Origin of the sequence: Gordonia sp. PvP123, assembly GCF_040547295.1 — a bacterium.
In the GTDB taxonomy this organism is placed as follows: Bacteria; Actinomycetota; Actinomycetes; order Mycobacteriales; family Mycobacteriaceae; genus Gordonia; species Gordonia terrae.
This window is the reverse complement of record NZ_JBEPPN010000013.1, coordinates 51,938-76,165: the sequence shown is the minus strand read 5'-3', so window position 1 is coordinate 76,165 and position 24,228 is coordinate 51,938. Positions and strand designations below refer to the sequence as shown.

Annotated in this window: 27 protein-coding genes; 17 read left to right on the top strand and 10 right to left on the bottom strand. The window is 66.9% G+C overall.

What is annotated here, in order from left to right:
* Positions 1 to 6: 6 nt before the first annotated feature.
* Entirely contained in the window at positions 7 to 948 is a 942-nt protein-coding gene (locus ABIC25_RS22120) for an SDR family oxidoreductase (protein ID WP_354563203.1), read from the bottom strand.
* A gap of 122 nt (positions 949 to 1,070) precedes the next feature.
* Here ABIC25_RS22120 and ABIC25_RS22115 point away from each other — a divergent pair, with 122 nt between their 5' ends.
* Positions 1,071 to 1,910 carry a helix-turn-helix transcriptional regulator gene (locus tag ABIC25_RS22115; protein ID WP_354563202.1) on the top strand — a complete coding sequence of 280 codons (840 nt, stop codon included), beginning with the start codon at positions 1,071 to 1,073 and terminating at the stop codon, positions 1,908 to 1,910.
* A 39-nt stretch (positions 1,911 to 1,949) separates the two neighbouring features.
* On the opposite strand, the gene ABIC25_RS22110 is transcribed toward ABIC25_RS22115, so the two are convergent.
* Complete coding sequence (locus ABIC25_RS22110; protein WP_354563201.1) at positions 1,950 to 2,759, bottom strand: DUF1542 domain-containing protein; 810 nt, start codon at positions 2,757 to 2,759, stop codon at positions 1,950 to 1,952.
* A gap of 243 nt (positions 2,760 to 3,002) precedes the next feature.
* Here ABIC25_RS22110 and ABIC25_RS22105 point away from each other — a divergent pair, with 243 nt between their 5' ends.
* The 8 genes from ABIC25_RS22105 (at position 3,003) to ABIC25_RS22070 (ending at position 9,737) form a co-directional block, all read left to right on the top strand.
* Positions 3,003 to 3,467 carry a GNAT family N-acetyltransferase gene (locus ABIC25_RS22105; protein WP_354563200.1) on the top strand — a complete coding sequence of 155 codons (465 nt, stop codon included), beginning with the start codon at positions 3,003 to 3,005 and terminating at the stop codon, positions 3,465 to 3,467.
* 54 nt (positions 3,468 to 3,521) lie between these two features.
* The gene (locus ABIC25_RS22100; protein WP_033205967.1) at positions 3,522 to 3,725 is read left to right on the top strand and encodes a zinc-ribbon domain-containing protein; all 204 of its coding nucleotides are present in this window, start codon (positions 3,522 to 3,524) and stop codon (positions 3,723 to 3,725) included.
* A gap of 88 nt (positions 3,726 to 3,813) precedes the next feature.
* Complete coding sequence (locus ABIC25_RS22095; RefSeq protein ID WP_354563198.1) at positions 3,814 to 5,319, top strand: protein adenylyltransferase SelO; 1,506 nt, start codon at positions 3,814 to 3,816, stop codon at positions 5,317 to 5,319.
* A 22-nt stretch (positions 5,320 to 5,341) separates the two neighbouring features.
* Positions 5,342 to 5,713, top strand: a complete 372-nt coding sequence (locus tag ABIC25_RS22090) for a TraR/DksA family transcriptional regulator (RefSeq protein ID WP_354563196.1) — start codon at positions 5,342 to 5,344, stop codon at positions 5,711 to 5,713.
* Between the two features lie 114 nt (positions 5,714 to 5,827).
* Complete coding sequence (locus tag ABIC25_RS22085) at positions 5,828 to 6,871, top strand: NAD(P)-dependent alcohol dehydrogenase (RefSeq protein ID WP_101822444.1); 1,044 nt, start codon at positions 5,828 to 5,830, stop codon at positions 6,869 to 6,871.
* An 82-nt stretch (positions 6,872 to 6,953) separates the two neighbouring features.
* A complete protein-coding gene (locus ABIC25_RS22080) occupies positions 6,954 to 7,679 on the top strand; it encodes a lysophospholipid acyltransferase family protein (RefSeq protein ID WP_354563194.1) in 726 nt (241 codons plus the stop codon).
* Positions 7,680 to 7,747: 68 nt separating this feature from the next.
* Positions 7,748 to 8,839, top strand: coding sequence for a YihY/virulence factor BrkB family protein (locus tag ABIC25_RS22075; RefSeq protein WP_248645517.1), 1,092 nt, complete (start codon positions 7,748 to 7,750; stop codon positions 8,837 to 8,839).
* 79 nt (positions 8,840 to 8,918) lie between these two features.
* Positions 8,919 to 9,737 carry a DUF1206 domain-containing protein gene (locus ABIC25_RS22070; protein ID WP_354563193.1) on the top strand — a complete coding sequence of 273 codons (819 nt, stop codon included), beginning with the start codon at positions 8,919 to 8,921 and terminating at the stop codon, positions 9,735 to 9,737.
* A 27-nt stretch (positions 9,738 to 9,764) separates the two neighbouring features.
* Here the strand turns inward: ABIC25_RS22070 and ABIC25_RS22065 are convergent, their stop codons facing one another.
* Positions 9,765 to 10,373, bottom strand: a complete 609-nt coding sequence (locus tag ABIC25_RS22065; protein WP_354563192.1) for an isochorismatase family protein — start codon at positions 10,371 to 10,373, stop codon at positions 9,765 to 9,767.
* On the opposite strand from ABIC25_RS22065, the gene ABIC25_RS22060 reads away from it, so the two are divergent.
* Positions 10,363 to 11,115: a GlxA family transcriptional regulator gene (locus ABIC25_RS22060; RefSeq protein WP_435529120.1), complete on the top strand. Its 753-nt coding sequence runs from the start codon at positions 10,363 to 10,365 to the stop codon at positions 11,113 to 11,115. The genes ABIC25_RS22065 and ABIC25_RS22060 overlap by 11 nt on opposite strands.
* Here ABIC25_RS22060 and ABIC25_RS22055 read toward each other — a convergent pair.
* The 3 genes from ABIC25_RS22055 to ABIC25_RS22045 form a co-directional block, all read right to left on the bottom strand.
* The gene (locus tag ABIC25_RS22055; protein ID WP_354563191.1) at positions 11,088 to 12,620 is read right to left on the bottom strand and encodes a flavin-containing monooxygenase; all 1,533 of its coding nucleotides are present in this window, start codon (positions 12,618 to 12,620) and stop codon (positions 11,088 to 11,090) included. The two genes, ABIC25_RS22060 and ABIC25_RS22055, sit on opposite strands and share 28 nt — an antisense overlap.
* Positions 12,621 to 12,705: 85 nt before the next feature.
* Entirely contained in the window at positions 12,706 to 13,146 is a 441-nt protein-coding gene (locus tag ABIC25_RS22050; protein ID WP_004018594.1) for a DUF1622 domain-containing protein, read from the bottom strand.
* A gap of 99 nt (positions 13,147 to 13,245) precedes the next feature.
* Positions 13,246 to 14,040 (bottom strand): PfkB family carbohydrate kinase, encoded by a 795-nt coding sequence (locus tag ABIC25_RS22045; RefSeq protein WP_354563190.1) that lies wholly within the window; start codon positions 14,038 to 14,040, stop codon positions 13,246 to 13,248.
* A 369-nt stretch (positions 14,041 to 14,409) separates the two neighbouring features.
* Here ABIC25_RS22045 and ABIC25_RS22040 point away from each other — a divergent pair, with 369 nt between their 5' ends.
* The 6 genes from ABIC25_RS22040 (at position 14,410) to ABIC25_RS22015 (ending at position 21,309) form a co-directional block, all read left to right on the top strand.
* Positions 14,410 to 14,859, top strand: a complete 450-nt coding sequence (locus ABIC25_RS22040; protein ID WP_354563188.1) for a nuclear transport factor 2 family protein — start codon at positions 14,410 to 14,412, stop codon at positions 14,857 to 14,859.
* A gap of 323 nt (positions 14,860 to 15,182) precedes the next feature.
* Positions 15,183 to 16,094, top strand: a complete 912-nt coding sequence (locus tag ABIC25_RS22035) for a haloalkane dehalogenase (RefSeq protein WP_354563187.1) — start codon at positions 15,183 to 15,185, stop codon at positions 16,092 to 16,094.
* The gene (locus tag ABIC25_RS22030; protein WP_354563185.1) at positions 16,091 to 17,308 is read left to right on the top strand and encodes an acyl-CoA dehydrogenase family protein; all 1,218 of its coding nucleotides are present in this window, start codon (positions 16,091 to 16,093) and stop codon (positions 17,306 to 17,308) included. The genes ABIC25_RS22035 and ABIC25_RS22030 overlap by 4 nt, the downstream gene beginning before the upstream one ends.
* Before the next feature lie 38 nt (positions 17,309 to 17,346).
* Positions 17,347 to 18,702, top strand: coding sequence for an LLM class flavin-dependent oxidoreductase (locus ABIC25_RS22025; RefSeq protein ID WP_354563184.1), 1,356 nt, complete (start codon positions 17,347 to 17,349; stop codon positions 18,700 to 18,702).
* Positions 18,703 to 18,832: 130 nt separating this feature from the next.
* Positions 18,833 to 20,167, top strand: a complete 1,335-nt coding sequence (locus ABIC25_RS22020; protein ID WP_354563182.1) for an NAD(P)H-binding protein — start codon at positions 18,833 to 18,835, stop codon at positions 20,165 to 20,167.
* A 137-nt stretch (positions 20,168 to 20,304) separates the two neighbouring features.
* Complete coding sequence (locus ABIC25_RS22015) at positions 20,305 to 21,309, top strand: YihY/virulence factor BrkB family protein (RefSeq protein ID WP_354563180.1); 1,005 nt, start codon at positions 20,305 to 20,307, stop codon at positions 21,307 to 21,309.
* 157 nt (positions 21,310 to 21,466) lie between these two features.
* Here the strand turns inward: ABIC25_RS22015 and ABIC25_RS22010 are convergent, their stop codons facing one another.
* The 3 genes from ABIC25_RS22010 to ABIC25_RS22000 form a co-directional block, all read right to left on the bottom strand.
* Positions 21,467 to 21,787, bottom strand: a complete 321-nt coding sequence (locus tag ABIC25_RS22010) for a DMT family transporter (protein ID WP_004018584.1) — start codon at positions 21,785 to 21,787, stop codon at positions 21,467 to 21,469.
* A 2-nt stretch (positions 21,788 to 21,789) separates the two neighbouring features.
* The gene (locus ABIC25_RS22005; protein WP_354563179.1) at positions 21,790 to 22,134 is read right to left on the bottom strand and encodes a DMT family transporter; all 345 of its coding nucleotides are present in this window, start codon (positions 22,132 to 22,134) and stop codon (positions 21,790 to 21,792) included.
* Between the two features lie 89 nt (positions 22,135 to 22,223).
* Positions 22,224 to 22,688 carry a DoxX family protein gene (locus ABIC25_RS22000; protein ID WP_354563177.1) on the bottom strand — a complete coding sequence of 155 codons (465 nt, stop codon included), beginning with the start codon at positions 22,686 to 22,688 and terminating at the stop codon, positions 22,224 to 22,226.
* A 114-nt stretch (positions 22,689 to 22,802) separates the two neighbouring features.
* Between ABIC25_RS22000 and ABIC25_RS21995 the strand changes: the two genes are divergently transcribed.
* The gene (locus ABIC25_RS21995; protein ID WP_354563175.1) at positions 22,803 to 23,273 is read left to right on the top strand and encodes a MarR family winged helix-turn-helix transcriptional regulator; all 471 of its coding nucleotides are present in this window, start codon (positions 22,803 to 22,805) and stop codon (positions 23,271 to 23,273) included.
* Between the two features lie 18 nt (positions 23,274 to 23,291).
* On the opposite strand, the gene ABIC25_RS21990 is transcribed toward ABIC25_RS21995, so the two are convergent.
* Complete coding sequence (locus ABIC25_RS21990) at positions 23,292 to 24,143, bottom strand: helix-turn-helix transcriptional regulator (RefSeq protein ID WP_354563173.1); 852 nt, start codon at positions 24,141 to 24,143, stop codon at positions 23,292 to 23,294.
* Positions 24,144 to 24,228 lie beyond the last annotated feature (85 nt).

Sequence of the window (24,228 nt, the reverse complement as noted above, 5' to 3'; positions counted from 1 at the left end):
TGACGGTCAGCCCGCTCGCACCCCGGTCAGCTGCTCGGACACATCCCAGAGACGTTCTGCCGCTTCGCGGTCGCGGAACGGCATCCACGGTGTCTGCGCGCCGGGCGGTCCGCCCGCATGGCCAGGCCACTGAGGCCCATAGAACGCGCCGTCGACCGCACCCGGCGTCGTGGCAGCCATCAGTGCGGGGAGAGACGCCGTCTGGACGGTGCCCACACCGACACCATGTCTCGACAACCACTCGACCACCCGGCGGCCACCGGTCGGCACCGTCCTGCCGACCTCCGGTCGCGCCGCGAGGAGATTCGTCGGAGCGACGCCAGGGTGCGAGATCGTACTCGTCACCTCCCAGCCGGCGGCGCGACTTCGGCGTCCCAGCTCGAGCCCGAACAGGGCGCAAGCGATCTTCGACTGGCGGTATGCGCTCATCCCGTCGTAGTCGCGCTCCCAGTTGAGATCGTTCCACCGCACTGCGCCGCGTCTCGCCGCGATGCTGGTCTGCGAGGTGACCCGCGCCTTCCCTGCCTGGAGCAGTGGGAGGACGGCGATGGTGAGAGCGAAATGCCCAAGGTGATTGGTGCCGAACTGGAGCTCGAATCCGTCGGCAGTGGTCATGCGCTCCGGCGGGGTCATGACGCCGGCGTTGTTGACGAGGATGCTGATCGGTGTGCCGTCGGTCCGGAGCCGCGCGCCCAATGCCTCCACGGAAGACAAGACAGCCAGGTCGACTTCTTCGACAGCGAGCGTGGCCGCGGGATGACGTTCCCGGATACGCTCGGCAGCCGCCGCACCTTTGCCGGGATTGCGCACCGGCATGACCACTTCGGCGCCGGCGCCGGCCAGAGCTGCCGCGATCTCCCACCCGACACCGTCGCTCGCGCCGGTCACCACCGTTCGTCGACCGGTGAGATCTGGGATGGTCAGGTCATACCTGCTGCCTCGTGACATCGGAGCTCCTCGTCGGGTCGGGTTCGTTCCCACGTGTTCCGAGTGTCGCGTGGTGTCGAACCTTTAACCACGACCTGTCGATCCGTGGCTGCGCGCCACCCGTCCGCGGAAGAATGACCCGCATGATCGATCGTGCCGGCCTCGCCGACTTCCTCCGGGTGCGGCGTGGCGCCCTGCAGCCAGAGGACGTGGGGCTGCCGCGCGGGAAACGCCGTCGCACGGGCGGACTCCGGCGCGAGGAGGTCGCCGCGTTGAGCCACATGTCCACCGACTACTACTCCCGGTTGGAGCGCGAGCGCGGCCCGCAGCCGTCGCCGCAGATGATCGCGGCCATAGCGCAAGGACTGCACCTCTCGCGCGAGGAGCGAGATCATTTGTTCCTTCTCGCCGGCCACCAGCCGCCGGTGCGGGGAACCGAGGGTGAGCACGTCTCTCCGGGCATGATGCGCATCTTCGACCGTCTCACCGACACTCCTGCCGAGATAGTCACCGAACTCGGTGAGACGTTGCGCCAGAACAGACTCGGTGTCGCCCTTGTCGGCGACCTCATGCGCTTCGATGGTCCCGCGCGAAGTATCGGGTACCGGTGGTTCACCGATTCCGGTTCTCGCCGGTTGCATCCTGTCGAGGACCACGAGTTCTACTCGCGCATGTACGTTTCGGGCCTGAGAGGTGTGCTGGCGCTCCGTGGCCCGGAATCCCACGCGGCCTCGCTGGCGGAACGACTCCGCGGGGAGAGTCCGGAATTCCGCGACATCTGGGCCCGGCACGAGGTGGGAATCGCCCCGCGAGACCTCAAGAGGTACGTGCATCCGGAAGTCGGGTTCCTGGAGTTGAATTGCCAGATCCTTGTCGACCCGCGGTGTTCGCACTCGCTGCTCGCCTACACCGCGACCCCTGGCAGCGCGAGTTCGGAGAAACTCCGACTGCTTTCTGTCGTCGCAGCGCCGTCGGCGCTCTGATCGAGTCCGTGGGCTGCACGGGGTGAGTTCGGGGGACGGTCAGAAGTCGAACCCGCCGCCGAAGTCGCCGCCACCGCCGAAATCGCCGCCACCGCCGAAGTCTCCCCCACCGCCGAAGTCTCCCCCACCGCCGAAGTCTCCCGAATCGCCGCCGCCGAAGTCCCCGGAGTCCCCGCCGTCGAGCGCGCCGGTGTCGGAGCCGTCACCGGCGCCGCTCTCGAATCCCTGCGCGTCGTAGGGCACGCCTGCCATGCCGGAGAACATCGCCGAGAACAGGAACATCGAACCGAGTCCCCACGCGCCGGCGACCAATGCCGGCTTCCACCATGGCTCCGAGTACCAGCCTGCGGGCACCGGTCGCCCTGCGACACGACCGCCCGGGTAGTAGTTCGGGGTCTGCTCGGACGGGTTCGGCGAGGCTGCGACCTGCCGTCCTTCGAACTCCACGGTGCGGTCTTCGGTGACCGCGCCGGCGCTCTTCTGGCCATCGAGTTCGGGAATCGCCGGTCCGGGGTCGAGGTTCATCGCGGCGCGGGCCGCCCGGATGTAGTACAGACCTTCGATGGCGGTCTGCTTCGCCAGTCGGGCCTGCGTCGGGGAGTTGGCCTGCTCGATCTGCGAGCCGGCCGCGGTGTACCGCTCCCCCGCGTCGGCCAGCGCCTGCTTCGACGCCGGTCCGTCGCCGACCAGCATGAACACCTGTCCCCCGAGTCGTTCGATGGCTTGTCGCGCATCGGCCTTCGCGTCGTCGAGGGTGCGGGCCGCGTTGGCGCCGGAACGCTGCTGGGCAAAGACCACCACCCCGACGACGACCACGACGATGACGGCGATCAAGATCAGTGCTTCCATGCTTCCCTCCGGTTTCGCGTGTCCGCGGCATGCCGGTCGTCACCAACCGACAATTCGGACACCACCGAGCGTACCGATGACCATCGGGCCGCTGCCCGGTCGACGAGCGGCGCCGACGCGCTGACCATTCTCGTCGAGGACCTGAATCCGCGATTGCGTGTTCGACCCGGTGACGAATGCAGGTGACCATCACGATCGATGCCGCGCTGCACGGCCGACGCAGCCGTCGGTCACCCTTGTGAGGTGACCGATGGCAGCGGAATCCGGATACTGGGCAGTCACAGCGGGACGCGCGTGGCCGAGCTCCGCTGGGAATGGGCGCGTGAGGCCGATCCCGGCGTCGGGCCGTGGCGGGCCGATGGTGCGTTCATCGCAGCGGTCACGGCCTGGCTCGACGACGATCGCCGAACGGTCTGGACCGCCGGTGCCGGTGATCTCGCTGTCGGAATGGTGTGTTTGACCGAACACGTCCGGATGCCCAGTCCTCGCCGCGCCGCCGGTGGCCGTTGGGGCTATCTCGGCCACCTCTACGTGCGCCCCGCGTTCCGCGGATCCGGGATCGGACGGGACCTGATCCGGCATGCCACCGGCACTGCCGACGATCGCGGATACGCCAAGACGGTCCTTTCACCAACCGAACGGTCAGTGGGCCTCTACGAGCGATGCGGTTTCGGTATGGACAACGACCTCATGATCCCACGCCGGTGACAGCGACGAACGATGCCGGGCGGTCGGCCGTGCCGGGATCTCTACCATGGCGGCGTGTTCTTCTTGTTCGGATATGGCCGTAGACAGAAGCATCTCGGGGCGGGTCAGACCCGCGCGTGTCCCCGCTGCCACAACACCACCCAGTGGGCGCGGATGCGCGAGTACTCGCAGTTCTCCGTCTTCTTCATCCCGATCGCCCGGTGGAATCGGCGCAACTTCGAGGCCTGCGGGATCTGCGGCGCGGCAGTGGCTGTCTGAGCGCCATCCGGGGTGACTCGGGGAGTCTCCGTCTCGTGCCGGATGCGCACCCGGTTTGCCGAGGGCGAAACTGGTTACCCTCGGAAGGGTGTCCGCCTCCCCCGATTCCCCCGCACGCACCAGTGCTGCGATCACCGGCTTCGAGCGCACCTTCGTCGATGCGTTGACGCCCCTGACGGTGCCGTGGCAGGGGGCCGACGCGCCCGCCCCGCGGCTGCTCGTCGTCAACGAGTCACTCGCCGCCGACCTGCAGCTCGACGTCGAGGCGCTCCGAACCGACGACGGCGTCGCGCTCCTGTCGGGTGCGGCCGCCCCGGCCGACGCGGTTCCCGTCGCAACCGCCTACTCCGGTCATCAATTCGGCGGCTACTCCCCACTTCTCGGCGATGGGCGGGCCTTGCTGCTGGGCGAGCTGGTCGACCGCAATGGCGGGCGAGTCGATCTGCAACTCAAGGGATCCGGGCGCACGCCGTTCTCCCGGGGCGGCGACGGGTTCGCAGTCGTCGGGCCGATGTTGCGTGAGTATCTGATCAGCGAGGCCATGCACGCGCTCGGGATTCCGACGACGCGTTCGCTGTCGGTCGTGGCGACCGGCCGCGACATCCAGCGGACCGGTGCCGAACCGGGCGCGGTGCTCGCCCGGATCGCCGCGAGCCATCTCCGCGTCGGAACCTTCGAGTACGCGGTGCGCAACACCGATCTGACCCAGCAGCTCGCCGATTATGCGATCGATCGTCACTATCCGGAGCTCGCGCGGGACTCGGAGTCCGGTCGCAACCGCTACCTCGAGTTCTTCGAAGCCGTCCTCGAACGTCAGGCCGCTCTGGTGGCCCAGTGGATGTTGGTCGGCTTCGTGCACGGGGTGATGAACACCGACAACACCACGATCTCGGGTGAGACCATCGACTACGGGCCCTGCGCCTTCCTCGACGCGTTCGACCCGTCGGCAGTGTTCAGTTCGATCGACCACGCGGGTCGGTACGCCTACGGAAATCAGCCGGCCGTCCTCAAGTGGAATCTGGCCCGGTTCGCCGAGACCCTCCTCAGGTTCATGGCCGAGACGCCCGATGAGGCGATCACTGCGGCGACCGAGGTGCTGGACTCCTACGAGGCGCGGTACGAGCGCCACTTCGCGACCGGCATGGCGTCGAAGATCGGTCTGGAAGATGCGTCCGCCGACCCCGACCTGATCGCCGACCTCCTGACCCTGATGCGCGAGCATCGCGCCGACTGGACGGGTACCTTCCGCGCGCTCGCGGATGAGCTCCGCGGGGATCAGGTCCCGATCACCAGTCTCCTACCGCGGGAGTACATCGGTCCGTGGCTCGACCGGTGGCGAGCCGCGCTGGCCGCAGCCGGCCGCGAACCCGCGGCGGTCGCCTCGACGATGGATCGGGTCAATCCCGTGTACATCCCGCGCAATCACCAGGTCGACGCAGCCCTGCGCGCAGCGACCGAGGGAGATCTGGAACCCTTCGGTCGGCTGCTGGCGGCCGTCACGCATCCGTTCGAACGTCGCACCCAGTGGGCGCACTACGCGGCGCCGGCCCCGCAGGCCTTCAGCGATTCCTTCCAGACCTTCTGCGGCACCTAGCGAGACCGTCGGATGAGGACTCGTGAACCCCGGTGAGGACGTCGACTCCCGCGAGGCACTGCTCGCCGAGAGGGAACGCACCGCCGCACTGATCGAGTCCTTGTCGAGCCGCCTGGCCGCTGTCGTCGAGGCGACGAGTGACGCCGCGGCCGACGACGAGCACGACCCGGAGGGGTCGACCCTGGCGGTCGAACGCGGACATCTGGTCGCCCAGCTGGAACGCTCACGGGTCCGGCTCGACGAGATCGGTGCTGCCCTGGATCGAGTCGGTTCCGGCTCGTACGGCCGGTGCGAAACCTGCGGTTCGCCAATCGGTGCGGAGCGACTCGAAGTGCTACCGGCCGCCCGGCAGTGCGTGCGATGCGCGGCGCGGAGTCCGTCGAGACGGTGGTGAGGAGGGACCAGGAATTCGTGTCCGGTTCGCCTCCGACATATGCGCGTGTGGCCATACGCGGGTAGACCGGAGGGCGGTAGAGCACGCAACGACTCGAACCGAGAGGTGTCCGGCATGAAAGCCATCCAGATCGTCAAGCCAGGAAATCCGCCCGAACTCCGCGAGGTCGACAAGCCGACACCCGGACCGGGGCAGGTGCTGCTGAAGGTGACCGCCGCCGGTGCGTGCCACTCCGACGATTTCGTGCTCAACATGCCCGCCGAGGGCTTTCCCTATCCGCTGCCGATGACGCTCGGGCACGAGGGCGCAGGCGTGGTCGCCGAGATCGGTAGCGGCGTCACATCACTCACCGAGGGAACCGCGGTCGCGGTCTACGGCCCGTGGGGCTGCGGCGTCTGTCATTTCTGCTCGCGGGGCCTCGAGAACTACTGCACCCGCGCCGCCGAACTCGGCATCGCCCCGCCCGGACTCGGCAACGAGGGTGCGATGGCCGAGTACATGATCGTCGACGATGCTCGGCATCTCGTGCCGCTCGGTGATCTCGACCCGGTTGCGGCGGTACCGCTCACCGATGCCGGACTCACTCCTTACCATGCGATCAAACCGTCGCTGCCAAAGCTCGTCGGCGGCACCACCGCGGTCGTGATCGGCGCAGGTGGTCTCGGGCACATCGGGATTCAGCTGCTGAGGCACCTGACCCCGGCGCGGATCATCGCCCTCGATGTCAGCGAGGACAAGCTCGCGTTCGCGCGCGAAGTGGGCGCTCACGAGACGGTCCTCAGCGATGCCGACGCCGTCGCGAATGTTCGGAAGATCACCGGAAATGACGGGGCCACAGCCGTATTCGACTTCGTCGGACTGCAGCCGACGATCGACACCGCGATGGGAGTCGTCGGCACCATGGGCGATGTCGTGATCGTCGGCATCGGTGACGGGGTCGCGGCCGCCAAGGTCGGGTTCTTCTCGCAGCCGTATGAGGTGTCGGTACGCGCACCGTACTGGGGTGCCCGGGACGAACTCATCGAGGTCCTCGACCTCGCCCGTGACGGCGTCCTGGAGGTCGCCGTCGAGAAGTTCTCCCTCGACGACGGGCTCGAGGCGTATCGCCGGCTCGCTGCGAACGAGCTGCGCGGACGGGCGGTCGTGATTCCCGACTGACGTCCGCAGGACGCACATCGAGCCGTCGGCGAGAATTCCCCAACCGTCCCGCGCCCACCTAACCTACGGTACCGTAACTTAGGTGAAGGTCGACCTGTCCGAATCCCAGGCTGTGTACGAGCACTACCTGACGCATCAGCAGGATCGAACCCGGGCGCGGCTGATGTATGGAGTGCTGGCCGCCCGGATTCGACCGGTCGTGCGCCTCCGTTCCCGGGACCGTCTCACGCGCGTTGTCCGCAGCGGTGCACCGTTGCTGATCGCGGCCAACCACGTCTCCGAACGGGATCCGTTGGTGCTCGCCGCGGCCGGATTCCGGTCGCCCCTGCGGAGGCGGATCGGCAATCTGCGGGTCCTCGCGAAGGACGAGCTGTTCGCCGATGCCGAGCAACGCAGGAAGATCGACGCCCTCGGGGGGATCCCCGTCTTCCGCGGGAAGGACCATGGGGTGCGCGCCGCCGCGGATGCGGGTCGTCAGATGATCGGCGTGTGCGTCGAACGGATGGCGCGCGGTGACAGCATCGCCGTGTTTCCGGAAGGCACGTGCAACGAGGGCGACCCCACACAGGTGCAACGACTCGGCACCGGGATCGGCCACATCGCCCATCGGGCGCTTCGCGACGACGTCGGGGTGTGGTTGATCTCCGCGGGGATCGCCTATCCGGACGGAGGCGGGCGCCCCGTCGTCGCGTTGGGTGATCCGGTGGACCTCGCTGCGCGGCGGGACGACACGCCTGCGGCGGTCACCCGATGGATCCAGCGGGATCTGCAAGGGGTGGTCGACGACGCGTGCAGCCAGGTCCGTTGACTCAGGGTCCGCCCGGGTGACGACGCCGATCGGGTTTGGCTTGCGCGCCCCAGGGTTAAGCGCAGGAGATGCAACGAGATGACGCCGCCGATCCAGCTGAACGAGACACGGCCGTATCTGACCGGGACGTCCGCGACGATCCGGATTCCGCCGATCCCGACGACCCGAGGAAGCCGGACTCGCCGACAGATCTGACCAAGCCGTCGATCGTCTTCGTCCTGAAGAAGACGGCGCGCGAGTTCTCGCGGGACCAGTGCACGGACCTGGCTGCCGCGTTGACCTATTACTCGGTGCTGTCGCTGTTCCCGGCCCTCCTCGCGCTGGTGTCCCTGCTCGGTGTGTTCGGCCAGGGCGAGAAGACGACCGACGCCGTCCTGCAGATGGTCGACGACCTCGGACCGTCCTCGGCAGTGGACACCCTGCGGGGCCCCGTCGAACAGCTGGTGTCCGCCCCCAGCGCCGGTTTCGCGCTCGTCCTCGGTCTGGTCGGCGCCCTGTGGTCGGCGTCCGGTTACGTCGGAGCATTCGGCCGTGCGATGAACCGGATGTATGAGATCGACGAGGGCCGACCCATCTGGAAGCTCCGGCCCATCATGCTGCTGGTGACACTGGTCGCTCTCGTCCTCGCGGCGGCGGTGGCACTGATGCTCGCGATCAGTGGGCCGATCGCGAAGTCCATCGGTGACGTCGTCGGATTCGGTGACACCGCACTCACCGTGTGGAACATCGTCCGCTGGCCGATCCTGCTGCTGTTCGTCGTCCTGATCGTCGCGATCCTGTACTGGGCAACGCCGAACGTGCAGCAGCCGAAGTTCCGCTGGATCAGCGCCGGTGCGGTCCTCGCCATCATCACCTGGATCGTCGCGTCGGCAGCGTTTGCGTTGTACGTCTCGAACTTCGGCAGTTACAACAAGACCTACGGAGCCCTCGCCGGGGTCATCGTCTTCCTGCTCTGGCTGTGGTTGACCAACCTCGCACTGCTCTTCGGCGCCGAATTCGATTCGGAACTCGAACGCGGCCGGCAACTCCAGGCGGGCATGCCCGCCGAGGAGCACCTGCAGCTGCCGCCGCGGGACACCACCGCGTCGGACAAGAACGACGAGAAGGATCAGAAGTTCATCGAACAGGCGCGCGCGCTTCGCGAGTCGCAAGGGAACTGAGCTGCGGGGCGGTACCCCGTAACGTCAGTACAACCGACCTGGCACGAGCTCGGTCGATCGGCGGAAGGAACGTGGCACGATGAGCCGAAATCAAGTGACCGGCGCGGTGGACCGCGCCACCGACAGCCCATGGTTCGAGCGTCTTGCGCGTGCCGGACACGGGGTCAGCGGTCTGCTCCATCTGCTGATCGCCTATATCATTCTGCGCCTCGCGTTCGGCGGGGGTGGAAACGCCGATCAATCGGGGGCGCTGGGCATCTTCGCCGACTCAGCAGGCGGCCGGTTCGTGCTGTGGGTCGCCGCGGTCGCGTTCGCCGCTCTCGCACTGTGGCGACTCGCCGAGGCCATCGTGGGCCCTCATGCCACCGAGCCGGGTGAGGACAGTGACGGCGCCGAGCAGTGGTTCGACCGCGGAAAAGCACTGTCGCTGGCCGTCGTCTACGTCGGTTTCGCGTGGTCGGCAATCCGTTTCGCCACCGGCCAGGGAAAGTCGAGTGGTCAGGAGAACGCGGGTCTGACGGCGCGGCTTCTGCAGTCCGGTGGCGGCAAGGTCGTTCTCGTGGCAGCCGGTCTGATCATCATCGGAGTCGGGATCTATCACGTGTACAAGGGTGCCAGCCGTTCGTTCCTCGACGATCTCAAGATCTCCGACGACAAGGCTGCGACCATCGCGGGCGTGATCGGCTACTGCGGTAAAGGCGTCGTCCTCGCCGGTACGGGCATCCTGGTCATCGTGGCGGTCGTGACCGCGGACCCATCCAAGGCCACGGGAATCGACGGCGCGGTCAAATCGCTGTCCGGACTGCCTGCCGGTCAGGTGTTGATGGTGCTGGCGGCAGTGGGTATCGCCGCCTACGGCGTGTACTGCTACTGGCTGGTGCGATTCGCGCGGATGTGAGTCCCCGCGAATCGCACCGCCGATCACTCACGCGCCGAACGCGTTTCGTCCCTCGATCGCCGAGTTCACGAGGTTGTCCCGGTCCAGCCCGGTGCCGGAGGTGATGGCCTCGATCCACGCGTCGGTCGTGGCCACCGCGGCGAAATTCGAGTTCAGCAGTGCCATGAGGGTGTTGTGGACGTCTTCGGCAGATACCTTCCCGGCAGCGTTCGCAAGGTGGATGGCACCGGTGGCGTCGGAGATGATCTCCACGCCGAAGCCGAGTTCCTCCGCGCCCGCCGCCGATGCCAGATCGCAGTTGTTGGTCATGTAACCGACGAGCGTGATCGTGTCCACGTCCCGAGTTCGCAACCAGTCCGCCAGGTCGGTACCGCCGAAGACGCTGCCGACGCTCTTGTGCACCGACTTCCACGACGGCGTGACGCGGCCGGCCACGTCGGGATGAAGTTCCCACGCCGGACTGCCTTCGGCGAAGACCGGAGCTTCTGCCGGCAGTGTGTGTTGGACAACGGCCACCGGGATGCCATTGGCTTCGGCGTGGTCGATGATCCGGGTGATGTTCGACAGACTCGTGTCTCTCGGCGGGTACTGGATGGCGAGCGGGCCGTCGAAGTACGTGTTCTGGATGTCGACCATCGTCGTCGTGCCCTCGTGGCCTGAACATCTTCCCGCGCTCGATGACGCTCTTCGAGAAGTCCTGCGCGGTGCGCACGAGCGGGGTGCGACGATCGTCGGGTTGTGCCTGGGCGCGGTCGCCGTCGCGGACTCCGGTCTGCTCGCCGGACGGCCCGCGGTGACGCATTGGGCGGCCATGGACGCCCTCAGGGAGCGGCACGCCGACATCGAGGTCGACTCGCTGGTTCTCTACGTGGATCACGGTGACGTGATGACGTCGTCCGGCACGGTCTCCGCAGTCGATGCCTGTTTGCATCTGGTGCGGAACCGGCTGGGCGCCGACATCGCCAACGACGTCGCGCGGCGCCTGGTCGTCGCCCCGCACCGCGACGGTGGCCAGGCCCAGTACACGCGCCGTCCCGTTCCGGAGACGCACACGGGCAACCCGCTCGGCGATGTGATCGATTGGGCGCTGGAGCATCTCGACGAGACGCTGACCGTCGACCGACTCGCGGCGCAGGCCTGTATGAGTACGCGCGGCTTCGTCCGCAAGTTCAAGGTCGCAACCGGAACGACCCCCGCGCAGTGGGTGCTGTCCCAACGCCTCGATGCGGCCCGTGTCCTCCTGGAGACGACTGATCTCGCGGTCGACACGGTCGCTCGCCGTTGCGGTTTCGGCAGCGCGGTCACGATGCGCCAGAACTTCGCCGCCGCGTTCGCGACGTCACCGGCCAACTATCGGCGGCAGTTCCGGGGTGTGTGACTCGTGGTGCGTCCGGCCGACTCCCCGATTCCCGGCCTCGCCCGATCTCTGGCCCGTGCGAAACGCAGTCTGTCGTCGTCGACCTCGCCCCGGAACAACCGGCGGTCGGCGTAGTAACTCATCGACATGACCCACGGTTCCTCGGGGCCCTGCTTGGGCAGGGTGTCCAACGCCCGTTGCACATATCCGGCCCCGAAGTCGAGCAGCGGCCGCGTCGGCATCTCCGGGTCGGCCACCGCCCACACGCTGTCGTATCCCTGGGAGTCCATGTGTGCGAGCAGCTTGCAGAAGTACTCGCACAGCAAGCCGATCTTGAGGGTCCACGACGCATTGGTGTAGCCGATCGCCAGCGCGAAGTTCGGGACCCCGGACAGCATCATCCCGCGATAGACGACGGTGTCGGGAAGCGACACCGGTTGACCGTCGACCGTCAGCTCGATGCCGCCGATGATCTTGATGTTCAATCCTGTTGCGGTGACGACGATGTCGGCCTCGAGTTCTTCGCCGCCGGCGGTCCGGATGCCGGTCTCGGTGAAGGTGTCGACCCGATCGGTGACGATCGAGGCCTCCCCCGCACGGATGGTCCGGAAGAGGTCGGCGTCGGGGACCACACACAACCGCTGATCCCATGGGTTGTAGGGCGGATTGAAATGGGTGTCCACCGGATAACCGTCAGGCAGTTGTGATTCGTTGATCTTGCGGATCATCCGGCGTGCGACCGATGGAAACCGTTGACACAGTTCGAACAACACCCGTTGCTGCGCGACGTTCTTGTGCCGGGTCAGTGCGTAACCGCGTTCGGTGCCGAAGACCTTCTTCAGGGCGTTGGCGATCGCGTCTTCGCGCGGCAGCGGGATGATGTAGGTCGGGGTTCGCTGCAGCATGGTGACGTGTGCCGCCTGACCGGCCATCGCGGGCAGCAGTGTGACCGCCGTGGCGCCGCTGCCGATGACCACGACTCGCTTGTCCGTGTAGTCGAGGTCCTCGGGCCAGTGCTGCGGATGAACGATCTCGCCGCGAAACCGCTCGGTCCCGTTGAACTCCGGCGAGAATCCCTCGTCATAGTCGTAATAGCCTGAGCCGCAGAAGATCCACCGGGCACTGATCTGCACCCGTTCGGCGGTGCCGGCGCGTTCGATGTCGACGAGCCACCGAGCCGCATCGGACGACCAGGCGGCGGACACGACTCGATGTCCGTACCGGACCAGAGATCCCAGGTCGTTCTCGTCGATCGTCTCGTGGAGGTAGTCGAGAATGCGCGGGGCATCGGCGATGGCCTGTCGATCAGTCCAGGGCTTGAAGTCGTAACCGAAGGTGTGCAAGTCCGAGTCAGACCGAATACCCGGATAGCGGAACAGGTCCCACGTGCCGCCGGCCTTTTCCCGGGCCTCCACGACGACGATCGACTTGCCGGGATGCTCGGTCCGCACCCAGCGCGCCGCGCCGATGCCCGAGATCCCGGCCCCGACGATGAGGACATCGACTTCGTGTGGCGTGGTCGTCACCCGATTCTCCTTCGGTCATACTCCCCGTACGGTGCCCATCCAGGATGCCGCACATCCGTCGTTCCGCTGTGCTGGTGTGCTGGACTCACCTGTCAGCCGGGTGAGTTGGTGTTTCGGCCGTTGGACGCGCCGCTGCCGAGTCCTGGGCGACCGCCGCGCCCAGCAGGCGTCCGCCGCTGGTCACGAGCGCACGACGCCACGGTGCCACACCTTCGATCTCGATCTGGATGGACATGGACAGCACGGTCCGGATGAGGACGATGATCCCGAGGATGAGTGCGTCCTCGATCGAGGGTTTGGAGGTGATCGTCCGGATGAGGTCGGCCGCGACCAGTACCTCCAAGCCGAGAAGTATGGCCGCCCCGAGCGTGTTGCGGAGGACGGAGAAGGCGGTCCCTCCGCCCTCCCCGCGGCGGAGTGACCGGACCCCCAGCACGCAGGCGATGATCGCGCCGACGATCATCGCGAATGCGCCGACAGCCTCGAACCCGACCGCGACCGTGGTGAACACGTCCTCGCCGCTCATGCGCGTCAGATTACGGGAAGCGAGACGGCTCGGGACCAACGATCGCGCGCACCGACCGGATGCGTCGTGCGGGCGTTCCCCGCGGGCGCGCTACCGGGACTACTTCGAGCCGTGCCACACGGCGTCGAACGGCGCACGCGAGGCGAGACGACCGACGATGCCGTCGTGGGTGAACTGCTTGGCGGTCCGGATCGCGTCGAGAACCTCGACGCCCTTGGTGAGTTCGGCGGTCGTGGCGGCGGCGAACACGCAACCGGCCCCGGAGACGCGCTCGTTACCCACCTTCGGGGCGCGCAAGACAGTGACCTCGGTGCCGTCGAAGACCACATCGACCGCCTCGTCGCCGGGCAGCCCGACCCCGCCCTTGACGACGACCACCCGAGGCCCCAGGTCGTGGATTCGACGCGCCGCTTCGGCGAGGTCATCGATCGACGCCAGCTCGTCCATGCCGGCCAGGGTTGCTGCCTCGAACAGATTGGGGGTCACCACGGTGGCCAGCGGCAGGATCTCCGAACGCAGCGCGTTGTCGGTGTCGAGGGCCGCCCCGGGTTCCTGGCCCTTGCAGATGAGCACCGGGTCGACGACGACGTCGCGCCACGCACGCGCGGCCAAGGCCTTCGCGACGGTCGAGATGGTGGCCGGCGTGCCCAGCATGCCGATCTTCACGACGTCGGGTTCATGCGCGACGGTGGCCACCTCGATCTGATCGGCGATCACCGCGGACTCGACGGGTACGAATCGATGTGCCCACCCGTTGTTCGGGTCGAAGGACACGATGCAGGTGATGGTCCCGACCCCGTAGGTGCCGAGCTGCGCGAACGTGCGCAGGTCGGCTTGGATGCCCGCTCCCCCGCTGGCCTCCGACCCGGCGATCACATACGACACCACCGACATCACGATCTCCTCCCGTGGCCTTCCTGGACTCGGGTCCTTTTCTACACCCCGTCGCGCACCCCTTCGCGAACCACCGGTCTGCTCGCACCGCACCGTCCGCGGGGGCGATCTCGGTTTCCGGTGCGTCCACGGCGCGGCCCACTGCCTGATCCTTCGCTCGCTTCGACGGTTTCTCGATGACTCGGATTGGGAGACACCGTGGCGCCGGGCTGAGCCCGGGCATCCGGGGACCGCGACCCGACGCCGCGCAGTCCCGAAATCCCTGACACTCGTCTGGACCGGTGTCTATAGTCGGCGACGAGGCGGATCGCGGCCATGGGACGCTGCGTCACGGCCGCCCCGGACCGCAGTTCGACGGACTGGAGAACGATGGACCTGCAGGAGATCAGCGACCGGTTCGGCATCGCGGACACGCTGTACCGGTACTCACGCGCCGTCGACACCAAGGACTGGGAATTGTGGCGCTCGGTGTTCACCCCGGAGGCGGTGGTCGACTACTCGTCGACGCCGTTCGGTCAGGCGGGCACGCGCGACGAGATCGCGGCCTGGCTCGAGGAGAGTTTCGCATTCGTGTCGGTGAGCCAGCACTTCATCACCAACATCGAGTGCACCTTCGACCACGACGGCACGGGTGACCGTGCCGGCGTGCGGGCGATGTTCTACAACCCGATGCGTTTCGTGGGGATGCCCGAACTCAGCACCTGCGGTGGTAACTACCACCACACGATGGTCCGAACACCCGACGGCTGGAAGAGCTCCGGGCTCGTGGAAGAGTGCCTGTGGTTCGAGAACTCCCCCGCGGGCACAGAAGGTAGCTGACGCGCGGCCGAGTCGCGGTGCCGAGGGCGTCGGGTCGCCGATCTCCGGGACTTAAAACCTGTAGAGGTTTATCTTTCGTGGACCTTGACGATGTCGGCAACGGGGCGTCCGGCCGCGTGTCACATGCGTGCCTCACTTGTGTTGTCCCAGTTCACTGATCCGTCGACCGGTGCGCCCTCATCCCGCGCGCGGGTTCTCGTCCTCGGTTCGGAGGGAGACCGTCGTCACCCGCATCGCGCAACGATCTGGGCATGTCTCGCGCTGGGTAACTTGTGCCGACGACCCCCATCGGCAGCAATGCCACATCTCGACAAGGATCTTCGATGACCCAGACTTCTCGAGCGATTCCGCTCGGCGCCTTCGGACCCGACGCCCGTAGCGTCGACACCCCGGTCCTGGATTCCCACATCCACCATGTCGAGCACGGTGACGGCGACCCCATCGTGTTCCTCCACGGCAGCCCGACGAGCTCGTACCTGTGGCGTCACGTCTTCACCCGCCTCACCGGACGCGGACGTCTGATCGCCGCCGACCTCATCGGCTTCGGTGATTCCGGCCGACCGGACATCGCCTACGAGCTCGACGACCACGTTCGATACCTCGACGCCTGGTTCGAGGCCCTGGACCTGAGCCGGGTGACGCTCGTTCTGCAGGACTACGGCGCCGCATTCGGGATCGATTGGGCGGCACGGCATCCTGATCGTGTGAAGGCGGTGCTTCTCGCCGAGCCGGTGCTTCGTGACATCGCTTCGGCCGATCTGCCCCAGCCCTTCGTGCAGGCGCAGCAACTCATCCGGACCCCGGGTGACGGGGAGAAGTTCGTGGTCGAGGACAACCAGTTCCTCACCCAGGTCTTCCCCGGCGCGTTCCTGGAACGGCCTGCCCAGGAAGATCTCGACGTGTACCTCGCTCCCTTCCCCACCGTGGAAGGCCGCGCGCACCTCATCCGGTTCCCCCGGAATCTGCCGATCGACGGGAACCCTGTCGGGACCGTCGAGTTCCTCGACCGCAGTGTCGAATGGCTGGAGAGCAGCTCCGGAGTTCCCAAGCTGTTGTTGACCTTCGAGCCGGGATTCCTTCTGACGCCGGACATCCTGTCCTGGGCGACCGCACATATCGCCGATCTCGAGGTCCGGGCCGCCGGCCAGGGTGTGCATTTCGTCCAGGAGGAACAGCCACAGGCCATCGCGGACGGCGTGGTCGACCTCCTGGCGCGGGCGGGAGACGTCCGATGACCATCTCCGCAGATCCCACCCAGGTCCCGGTCCGCCCGGGCTCGATCGAACTCGACGCCCTGCTGGACCGGATCGCGGACGGCAGTTTCGAGCGCGAGCACACCGGGACCGCACCCCACGAACAGGTGCGGTGGCTGAAGGCAGCAAAACTGGGCGCCTATCGGCTCACGCCCGCCGACGGCGGCGGGGGTGCCACCGTCCGCGAACTCTTCGATCTCGTCATCCGGCTCAGTCGCGCGGACTCCAACCTCGGCCATCTGCTCCGGGCGCACTACGGCACCGTCGAGGACATCTTGCTGTGGCCGCATTCTCCGCGCCGTGAGCTGTGGTTACAGCGGGTCGCGGCCGGCGAGCTGATCGGCAACGGGAACAACGAACTGAGCAGCAGGGATGCCGGGGACTTCGCCAAGTCGACCACGTTCACGCCCGACGGCGACGGCTATCGGCTGGACGGCGTCAAGTACTACTCGACGGGCACGCTGTACTCCGAGCACACCTTCGTCACCGGTGTCACCCCGGGCGGCGTGCCCGTGCAGGCACTGATACCGCTCGATCGGCCCGGGATCATCGTCGAGGACGATTGGGACGGCTTCGGCCAGTCCCTGACCGGTACCGGCACAACCCGTTTCGAGGGAGTCAGTGTTCTCGCCGACGAGGTGACCCTCCCTCCGGAGGACCTGAGCACGATCCCACGCTGGCACCTCGGTCCCTTCTACCAGCACTACCTCAACGCCGTCGTCGCCGGGAACGCCCTTGCGGTCGTTGATGACGCGGTGAACCTCCTCAGAGGTCGCACACGCAGCTTCACCCACGGGTCCGCAGATGTACCGAGAGAGGATCCGGTGCTGCTCGAGGTCGTCGGTGAGATCTCGTCGCTGGCACAGGCCACGCGTTCGGTTGTCCTCGACGTCGCCGATGATCTCGCCCGGATCCCCGGCACGGTTGTCGACGGTCGAACCGACGATGCCGTGGTGCACGAAGCAGCGCTGCGCGCCTCACAGGCCCAGGTCGTCGTCGACGACCTGGCCCTTCGCGCCGCGACGTTGCTGTTCGACGTGGGCGGTGCGTCGGCCGTCAAACGATCGGTCAATCTCGACCGCCACTGGCGCAACATCCGGACAGTCGCGTCGCACAACCCCACTCGATTCAAGAACCGCGCGATCGGTGACCTGCTGGTCAACGACACGACCCTGCCCGACAACACGTACTTCTGACCAAGTCATCACTTCCGAAAAGGAACACCGCGTCCCCCATGGCTGATCGTCGCCAACTCCATCTCAATCTGTTCATTCTGTCTTCCGGGCATCACGAGGCGGCCTGGCGTCACCCCAGTTCGACGCCGGAGCGGATGTTCGACCCCGCTTTCTACACCGAGTTGGCTCGATCGGCCGAGGCAGCAGCCTTCGACGCGGTGTTCCTCGCCGACATCCCGAAACTCGACGCGAACATCGAGTTCAACGCTGCCGGCCGACTCGACCCGTTGCTGACGTTGGCCACGATCGCCGGTGCCACCGAGCGCATCGGCCTCATCGCCACCGCGTCGACCACGTACTCCTACGCGTGGCACCTCGCCCGCGCGCTCTCGAGCCTCGACCATCTGTCCCGGGGGCGCGCGGCGTGGAACATCGTCACCACCGACTCCCCGGACGCGGCCCGCAATTTCGGACTACCCGGTAATCCGGATGCCGGCACGCGGTACGAACGAGCGGATGCGTTCGTCGAAGCAGTTCTCACGCTGTGGGATTCGTGGGACGACGATGCAGTCCGGATCGATCGGGAGGCAGGACAGTACGCCGATCCCACCCGCATCACGGCGCCTCGCATCAGCGGTCCACACGTCAACGTGGCCGGGCCGTTGACCACTCCGCGTCCGCCGCAGGGACACCCGGTGTTGGTGCAAGCCGGGTCCTCCGATCACGGCCGGGAGTTCGCGGCGCGTCACGCCGAGGCGATCTTCACCGCCCAGCAGCGCATCGACGACGCGCAGGCGTTCTACGCCGACGTCAAGGGCAAGGCGGCCGCGCTCGGTCGCGACCCCGAGCACATCAAGATCCTGCCCGGTCTCAGTCCGTTCATCGGCGGAACCGAAGCCGAGGCACGCAGACTCGAGACCGAATTCAACGAGCTGACCATCCCGGCCTTCGGACTGATGCAGCTGAAGGACTTCGCCTACGTCGACCTCGATGACCTCGAACTCGACGCACCGGTGCCGATCGAGGCCTTCGGCGATGCGGGGGACGTTACGAACAACAAGAAATCGCGCACCCAGGTCTACGCCGACATCGTCCGCCGCGAACGCCCCACCTTGCGGCAGTTGTTGCACCGCCTCGCCGGGGCGCGCGGACACCGGGTCGTGGCGGGCACGCCCGAACAGATCGCCGACACGATGGTCGAGTGGCTCGATGCCGGTGCCGCGGACGGCTTCAACGTCATGCCTCCGTACCTCCCCGGTGGGTTCGACACGTTCGCCGAGACCGTGGTGCCGATCCTGCGCACACGGGGCCTGTTCCGCGAGGGCTACGAAGGAACTACCTTGCGCGACCATCTTGGTCTGCCTCGTCCGAACCGGGTTCGGGAGTCGACGAGCAGCGCCGATCGAGCGCGGTGAGCTGCGCCGGTCCGCCTTGTCGTTACTGAATCGTGGCCGCAGAGAACGATCGTGCACCGACCGCTCCGACCGGACGACATGACACCAACGCGCTCCTAACCTGGGGACAAACCCCGAGCAGAGGAGTCAGGTGGACGAGTCGCGAACCTGTCTGGTCACCGGAGCAACCGGCTACGTCGGAGGTCGGTTGGCGCCGCGGTTGCTGGCACGCGGACACAGCGTCCGCGCGCTGGCGCGGACGCCGGACAAGCTGTCCGGTGCACCGTGGCTGTCCGATCCGGGTGCCGAGGTGGTCGAAGGCGACCTCTCCGACCGTGACTCACTGGTGAAGGCGTTCGCCGGAGTCGACGTCGTCTACCACCTGGTGCATTCGATGAGCACCGACGCCGACTTCGCCGCGGAGGAGCGGCGCGCTGCGGAGAACGTGGTCGCGGCGGCCCAGCAGAACGGGGTCGCCCGGATCGTGTATCTGGGTGGCCTGCACCCCACCGGCACCGATCTCTCCGAACATCTCGCGTCCCGAGCCGAGGTCGGTGACATCCTGATCGACTCGCCGATCGAGACCGTCGCATTGCAGGCGGGCACGCTGATCGGCTCGGGATCGGCGTCGTTCGAACTCATCCGGCACCTCACCGAGCGCTTGCCCGCGATGACCACTCCTCGATGGGTCCACAACAAGATCCAGCCGATCGCGGTCGACGATGCGCTGCACTACCTCGTCGAGGCGGCCACCGCCATGGTCCCGTCGTCACGAACGTGGGACATCGGTGGACCGGACGTCCTGGAGTACGGCGGCATGATGCAGGTGTACGCCGAGGTCGCCGGCCTCCGTCCCCGCATCATGGTGGTGCTTCCCTATCTCACTCCGGCACTGGCCAGTCGATGGGTCCGGTTCGTCACGCCCATTCGCGGCAAGATCGCTCGGCCGCTGATCGAATCTCTCGAATGCGACGCCGTGTGTCGCGACCGGGCGGTCGACGCGATCATCGATCGGCCGGAGGGCGGCCTGACCCCCTACTCGGAGGCGGTGGCCCGCACCCTCGAGCGGTCTGCGCGCGGTGACGGCCGGGCCTCGTGGGCCAATGCCTCCGCCGACGTGTCTCCGGCCGAACCCCTTCCCACCGACCCGGACTGGGCCGGTGAGGAGATCTTCGAGCGGGTCACCCGCACCAGCGAGCGCGCCAGCACCACGACGGTCTGGGACCGGCTCGAACGGCAGGCGCGGCACGGAGGCGAGATCGCGCTCGCCCGACGTCCCGATCTCCTTCGAGTACGACTCCGCGACAATCGATTCGGCAGATCGTATCGGGAGCATCAGATCGATGATGCGGCCGGGACGGCCGGCGTCGTGGAGATCACGACCACGGAGCGGTTCTTTCCGCGCGGTCTCGCCGGCCTCGCGTTCTGGCGTCTCGGCCGACCTTTTCGCGCACTCGGCATCCCCGGCGCTGATCCACTTCGGTGAACCGCCGATCCGATGACGTAGCGATGGATTCGTCAGCCCCCGGGTTAGAGTCGGCAGCACCGTGGTAACCCCCGGTGAGCGACTCGTTCGACGGAGCGGGTGACGAATGACGATCCGTCGAGGAAGGGGATGATCGGGTGTCGTTGACCGAGCGGGTCGACCGGTTCCAGCGGCGTCATCCCGCGACGGGCTTTCCGCTCGCGGTCATCTACAAGTTCGTCGACGATCAGGGCGCGTATCTCGCTGCGCTGTGCGCCTATTACGCGTTCATCTCGCTGTTCCCGCTGCTCCTGCTGTTCGCGACCGTGCTGGGGATCGTCTTGGCCGACAACCCCGACCTGCAGGAACGAATCCTCGACTCGGCGATGAGTCAGATCCCGGTCATCGGCGGGCAACTCGAGGAACCCGAGAAACTCAGTGGCGGGGTCACTGCGATCGTCATCGGGATCGTGGTGTCGCTGTACGGCGGCCTCGGTGTCGCCGTCGCCGCCCAGAACGCGATGAACACGATCTGGGCGGTCCCGCGCAATGAGCGCCCCGATCCGATCTTCGCCCGTCTGCGTGGGCTGTTGTTGCTGTCCACCATCGGCGTCGCGGTGATCGGCCTGACCATTGTCAACGGCGTCTCGGCGGCATTCGAGCTGGGGATCGTGGGCCGTTGGCTTGCCATCCTGGCGTCGGTGGCGCTGAGTACGTTGGTGTTCACGATTGCGTTCCGGATCGGCACCGCCCGTGACGTGTCGGTACGGAACGTTCTGCCAGGAGCTTTCGGCGCAGCGGTCTGCTGGCAGATCATCCAGACCTTCGGCGCGGTCTACGTGCAGCACGTCATCGGGAACGCGAGTTCGACCAACGGGGTCTTCGCGATCGTGCTCGGCCTGCTGGCGTTTCTGTACGTGTCGTCGATCGTGATCGTGTTCTGTCTCGAGACCAATGCGGTCCGTGTCGATCGCCTCTACCCGCGGTCGCTGCTGACCCCCTTCACCGACAACGTCAGCTTGACGAAGGGTGATGAGGCGGCATACGCCGCACAGGTTCTCGCGCAGCGCAACAAGGGCTTCCAGGAGATCGATGTCTCCTTCGACAACCCGCGCGACGTCGACTCCGACGCCGAATTGGAGGACCCGCGGACGCGTGAGTGAGACGACCGCTCACGCGTCACGTGCGCGCGCCCACCCGCTGATCGAGCCGACACCGAGCGCAGCCGCCGGGCCGAGCGAGCGACGAAGGAGCGTGTCGAGGTCGAGGCGTCGAGTCGAAGCCACCCGGTGACCCGGCCTCGTGAACGAAGCCCGGATGTCAGTGCAGCGCACCCAACTCGATGAGAAGCACACCCACGATGATCACGCCGATTCCGGTGACCATCCGGCGGTTGAGGCGTTCGCGGAACAGGAAGTGTGCGGCGACCGCCGTGGCCGCGACCCCGGCGGCCGCCCAGATGCCATAGGCGACACCAAGGGGCACACCGTGTCTCAGTCCGAGTGTCAATGCGACGAACGCGGTCAGGTACCCGGCCACGACCAGTCCGTAGAAACGCCGACTTCCGGTGGCTGCGGCGCGTAGTGCGAGAGTGCCGGTGACCTCGGCGATGATGGCCGCGACGATGAAGAGATAGCCCACGGTCAGGCCTCCGGTGCGCCGGCGTCGACAGGTCGCCGGTGGCCGGTCTCGACCAGCACCACCCCGACCATGATGCACACGATGCCGATCCCCATCACGATCCCGAAGGGTTCGTCGAAGATCCAGGTCGCCAGAATCGCGGTGAGGGCTACCCCCGACGCCGACCAGATCCCGTAGGCGACGCCGATCCCCATGCCGCGCTTGAGGACTCCGGCGAGGAGTGCAAACGCGATCGTGTAGCCCACGGCGACGACCGCATACAGCGCCGGTTCGGTCTCTGAACCCTTCAGCGACAACGTCGCCGCCACCTCCGAGGCGATCGCCGCGATCAGCATCAGCCAGGTCATGTCTCTCGTTCCGCTCGGGGTCTATGGCGACTCTAGGCGAACGACGCCACGCCCTGGCCGATGGACCAGGGCGTGGCGTCATGCGGGCGTCAGCGAGAGGTGCCGGCGAGCTCACCCGAGCGGGAATCGTCGGTGGCGAGCCAATTCACCTTCGAGCCCAGCGCGGCGTCGACGCTGAACCGGCCGGCGCCGACGACCGCCAGCAGCAGCGAACCGGCCGCGAGTGCGAGGACGAACTCGTATCCGCCGTCGGAGACCCAGATCCCGCTGTCGACGTGGGCGATGAACAGCGCGCCGACCATGTCGATGACGAACAGCGCGGCGATGATCGGGGTCAGCACCCCGACGATCAGGGCGATGCCGCCGAGGATCTCGAGCCACGTGACCACGAACGCCGAGAACGACGCGGCCGGCACACCCATCATGTCGAACCCGGTCTGCGGTCCCGTCCAGCCGTTCTGCTGGAACTTCTGCAGGCCGTGAGCCAGGAAGATCACGCCGAGAGCGACGCGTCCGATGAGGATGCCCGCGCTGCGGACGATGGGGTTGGTCATGACTGAGCCGCCTTACTAGGTGGGTTTGACTTGAAGTATCAAGTGAAGGCTAGGTGGTCACACTTGATGCGTCAACCTGATCGCGGACGTGTTCACTTCGTATACACTGCGCAGATGTCCACTGCCCCCGAGCCGAACTGGCTCGACGACGAGGAGATGGACGCCTGGATTCAGGTGGCAACGGCGCTCGCCCACCTGCCCCACGCGCTCGACGCCCAGCTCCTCCGCGACGCCCAGATCACCCATTTCGAGTACGAGGTGATGTCTGCGCTGTCCGAAGCTTCCGAGCGCACTCTGCGGATGAGCCAGCTCGCGGAGCTGTCCTATGGCTCGTTGTCGCGGCTGTCACACGTGGTTTCCAGGCTCGAGAAGCGGGGTTGGGTTCGACGTCACCCGTGCCCGGAGAACGGACGGTTCACGAATGCCGTTCTCACCGAGTCGGGTTGGGAGAAGGTGGTCGCCACCGCCCCCGGATATCTCGCCAATGTGCGCGAACTCGTCGTCGATCGGCTGACGCGTGCGCAGCTCCGGCAGGTGTCGGCGATCGGGCGTCGGATCAACACCCGGCCCGCCGGGACGGCGTAGTCCGGATCTGCCGGACCGTCAGCGCGGGCCGAGTCCGAGCTGCTGTGTTCCGAGTACGTTGAGCAACTCGATCTTGCCGGCCGCATCGGTCCGTGGTGCCGCCGTCAGCACGAGCAGCACCTGGGTCTCGTCCTCGGTGAACAAGGCCTGACAATCGACCTCGATCGCGCCGACCTCGGGGTGGAGCAGGATCTTGTGGTCCTCGAAGCGTCGACTCACCATGTGGGTGTCCCAGAGCACGGCGAATTCGCTGCTCCGGCGGAGGAGTTCGGCGACCATCGCCCCGGCACGCGATTGTGCGCCCATCACGCCGTACGCGGCCCGCAGTGAGGCGACCTGTGCCCGGCTCTGCCGCTCGTGGTCGTCGGCCGGATAGCGGCTGCGCTCGTCGTCGGGGTGCACGAACCACCGGTAGATGGCGCTGCGATCCATTCCGGTGAGATGGCCGTTGTCGCCGAACAGCGCTCGCGCGCAGTCGTTCTGGATCAAGGTCTCGCCGAGGGCGGAGAGGATGAGGGCAGGCGTCCCGGCCAAGCGGTCCAGAACGCGCAGAAGCCCGGGAGCGATGTGGTCCGACGCAACCATCCGATCCGGTGCGCTGTGCCCGGCGACGCGGAACAGGTAGTCGCGCTCATCGGCGGTGAGCCGCAGGGCGCGGGCCAGCGCCGCGAGCATCTGGGTACTGGGCTGGGGTCCACGCCGCTGCTCGAGCCGGGTGTAGTAATCGGTCGACATCATTGCCAGCTGTGCCACCTCTTCGCGACGAAGACCGGTTGTCCGCCGGCGGGCGCCTGTCGGGATACCCACATCCGACGGTTGCAGCCCGTTGCGTCGGCTCACGAGGAAACCGGCCAGCGCATCACGATCCATCTGGCCAGTATCGCGGCACGGAAACCACGTTGCCAGGGATCGGCGATCCCCCGATGACCGCACTCTGGATCGGCTTGCCAGCAAA

Coding starts and splice junctions, on each gene's coding strand:
- ABIC25_RS22050 (WP_004018594.1), bottom strand. CDS start 13,146: ATGAGCGGCGAGGACGTGTTCACCACGGTCGCGGTCGGGTTCGAGGCT.
- ABIC25_RS22005 (WP_354563179.1), bottom strand. CDS start 22,134: ATGACCTGGCTGATGCTGATCGCGGCGATCGCCTCGGAGGTGGCGGCG.
- ABIC25_RS22000 (WP_354563177.1), bottom strand. CDS start 22,688: ATGACCAACCCCATCGTCCGCAGCGCGGGCATCCTCATCGGACGCGTC.
- ABIC25_RS22110 (WP_354563201.1), bottom strand. CDS start 2,759: ATGGAAGCACTGATCTTGATCGCCGTCATCGTCGTGGTCGTCGTCGGG.
- ABIC25_RS22030 (WP_354563185.1), top strand. CDS start 16,091: ATGACCATCTCCGCAGATCCCACCCAGGTCCCGGTCCGCCCGGGCTCG.
- ABIC25_RS22065 (WP_354563192.1), bottom strand. CDS start 10,373: ATGGTCGACATCCAGAACACGTACTTCGACGGCCCGCTCGCCATCCAG.
- ABIC25_RS22045 (WP_354563190.1), bottom strand. CDS start 14,040: ATGTCGGTGGTGTCGTATGTGATCGCCGGGTCGGAGGCCAGCGGGGGA.
- ABIC25_RS22120 (WP_354563203.1), bottom strand. CDS start 948: ATGTCACGAGGCAGCAGGTATGACCTGACCATCCCAGATCTCACCGGT.
- ABIC25_RS22115 (WP_354563202.1), top strand. CDS start 1,071: ATGATCGATCGTGCCGGCCTCGCCGACTTCCTCCGGGTGCGGCGTGGC.
- ABIC25_RS22070 (WP_354563193.1), top strand. CDS start 8,919: ATGAGCCGAAATCAAGTGACCGGCGCGGTGGACCGCGCCACCGACAGC.
- ABIC25_RS22035 (WP_354563187.1), top strand. CDS start 15,183: ATGACCCAGACTTCTCGAGCGATTCCGCTCGGCGCCTTCGGACCCGAC.
- ABIC25_RS22060 (WP_435529120.1), top strand. CDS start 10,363: ATGTCGACCATCGTCGTCGTGCCCTCGTGGCCTGAACATCTTCCCGCG.
- ABIC25_RS22025 (WP_354563184.1), top strand. CDS start 17,347: ATGGCTGATCGTCGCCAACTCCATCTCAATCTGTTCATTCTGTCTTCC.
- ABIC25_RS21990 (WP_354563173.1), bottom strand. CDS start 24,143: ATGGATCGTGATGCGCTGGCCGGTTTCCTCGTGAGCCGACGCAACGGG.
- ABIC25_RS22040 (WP_354563188.1), top strand. CDS start 14,410: ATGGACCTGCAGGAGATCAGCGACCGGTTCGGCATCGCGGACACGCTG.
- ABIC25_RS22085 (WP_101822444.1), top strand. CDS start 5,828: ATGAAAGCCATCCAGATCGTCAAGCCAGGAAATCCGCCCGAACTCCGC.
- ABIC25_RS22075 (WP_248645517.1), top strand. CDS start 7,748: ATGCAACGAGATGACGCCGCCGATCCAGCTGAACGAGACACGGCCGTA.
- ABIC25_RS21995 (WP_354563175.1), top strand. CDS start 22,803: ATGTCCACTGCCCCCGAGCCGAACTGGCTCGACGACGAGGAGATGGAC.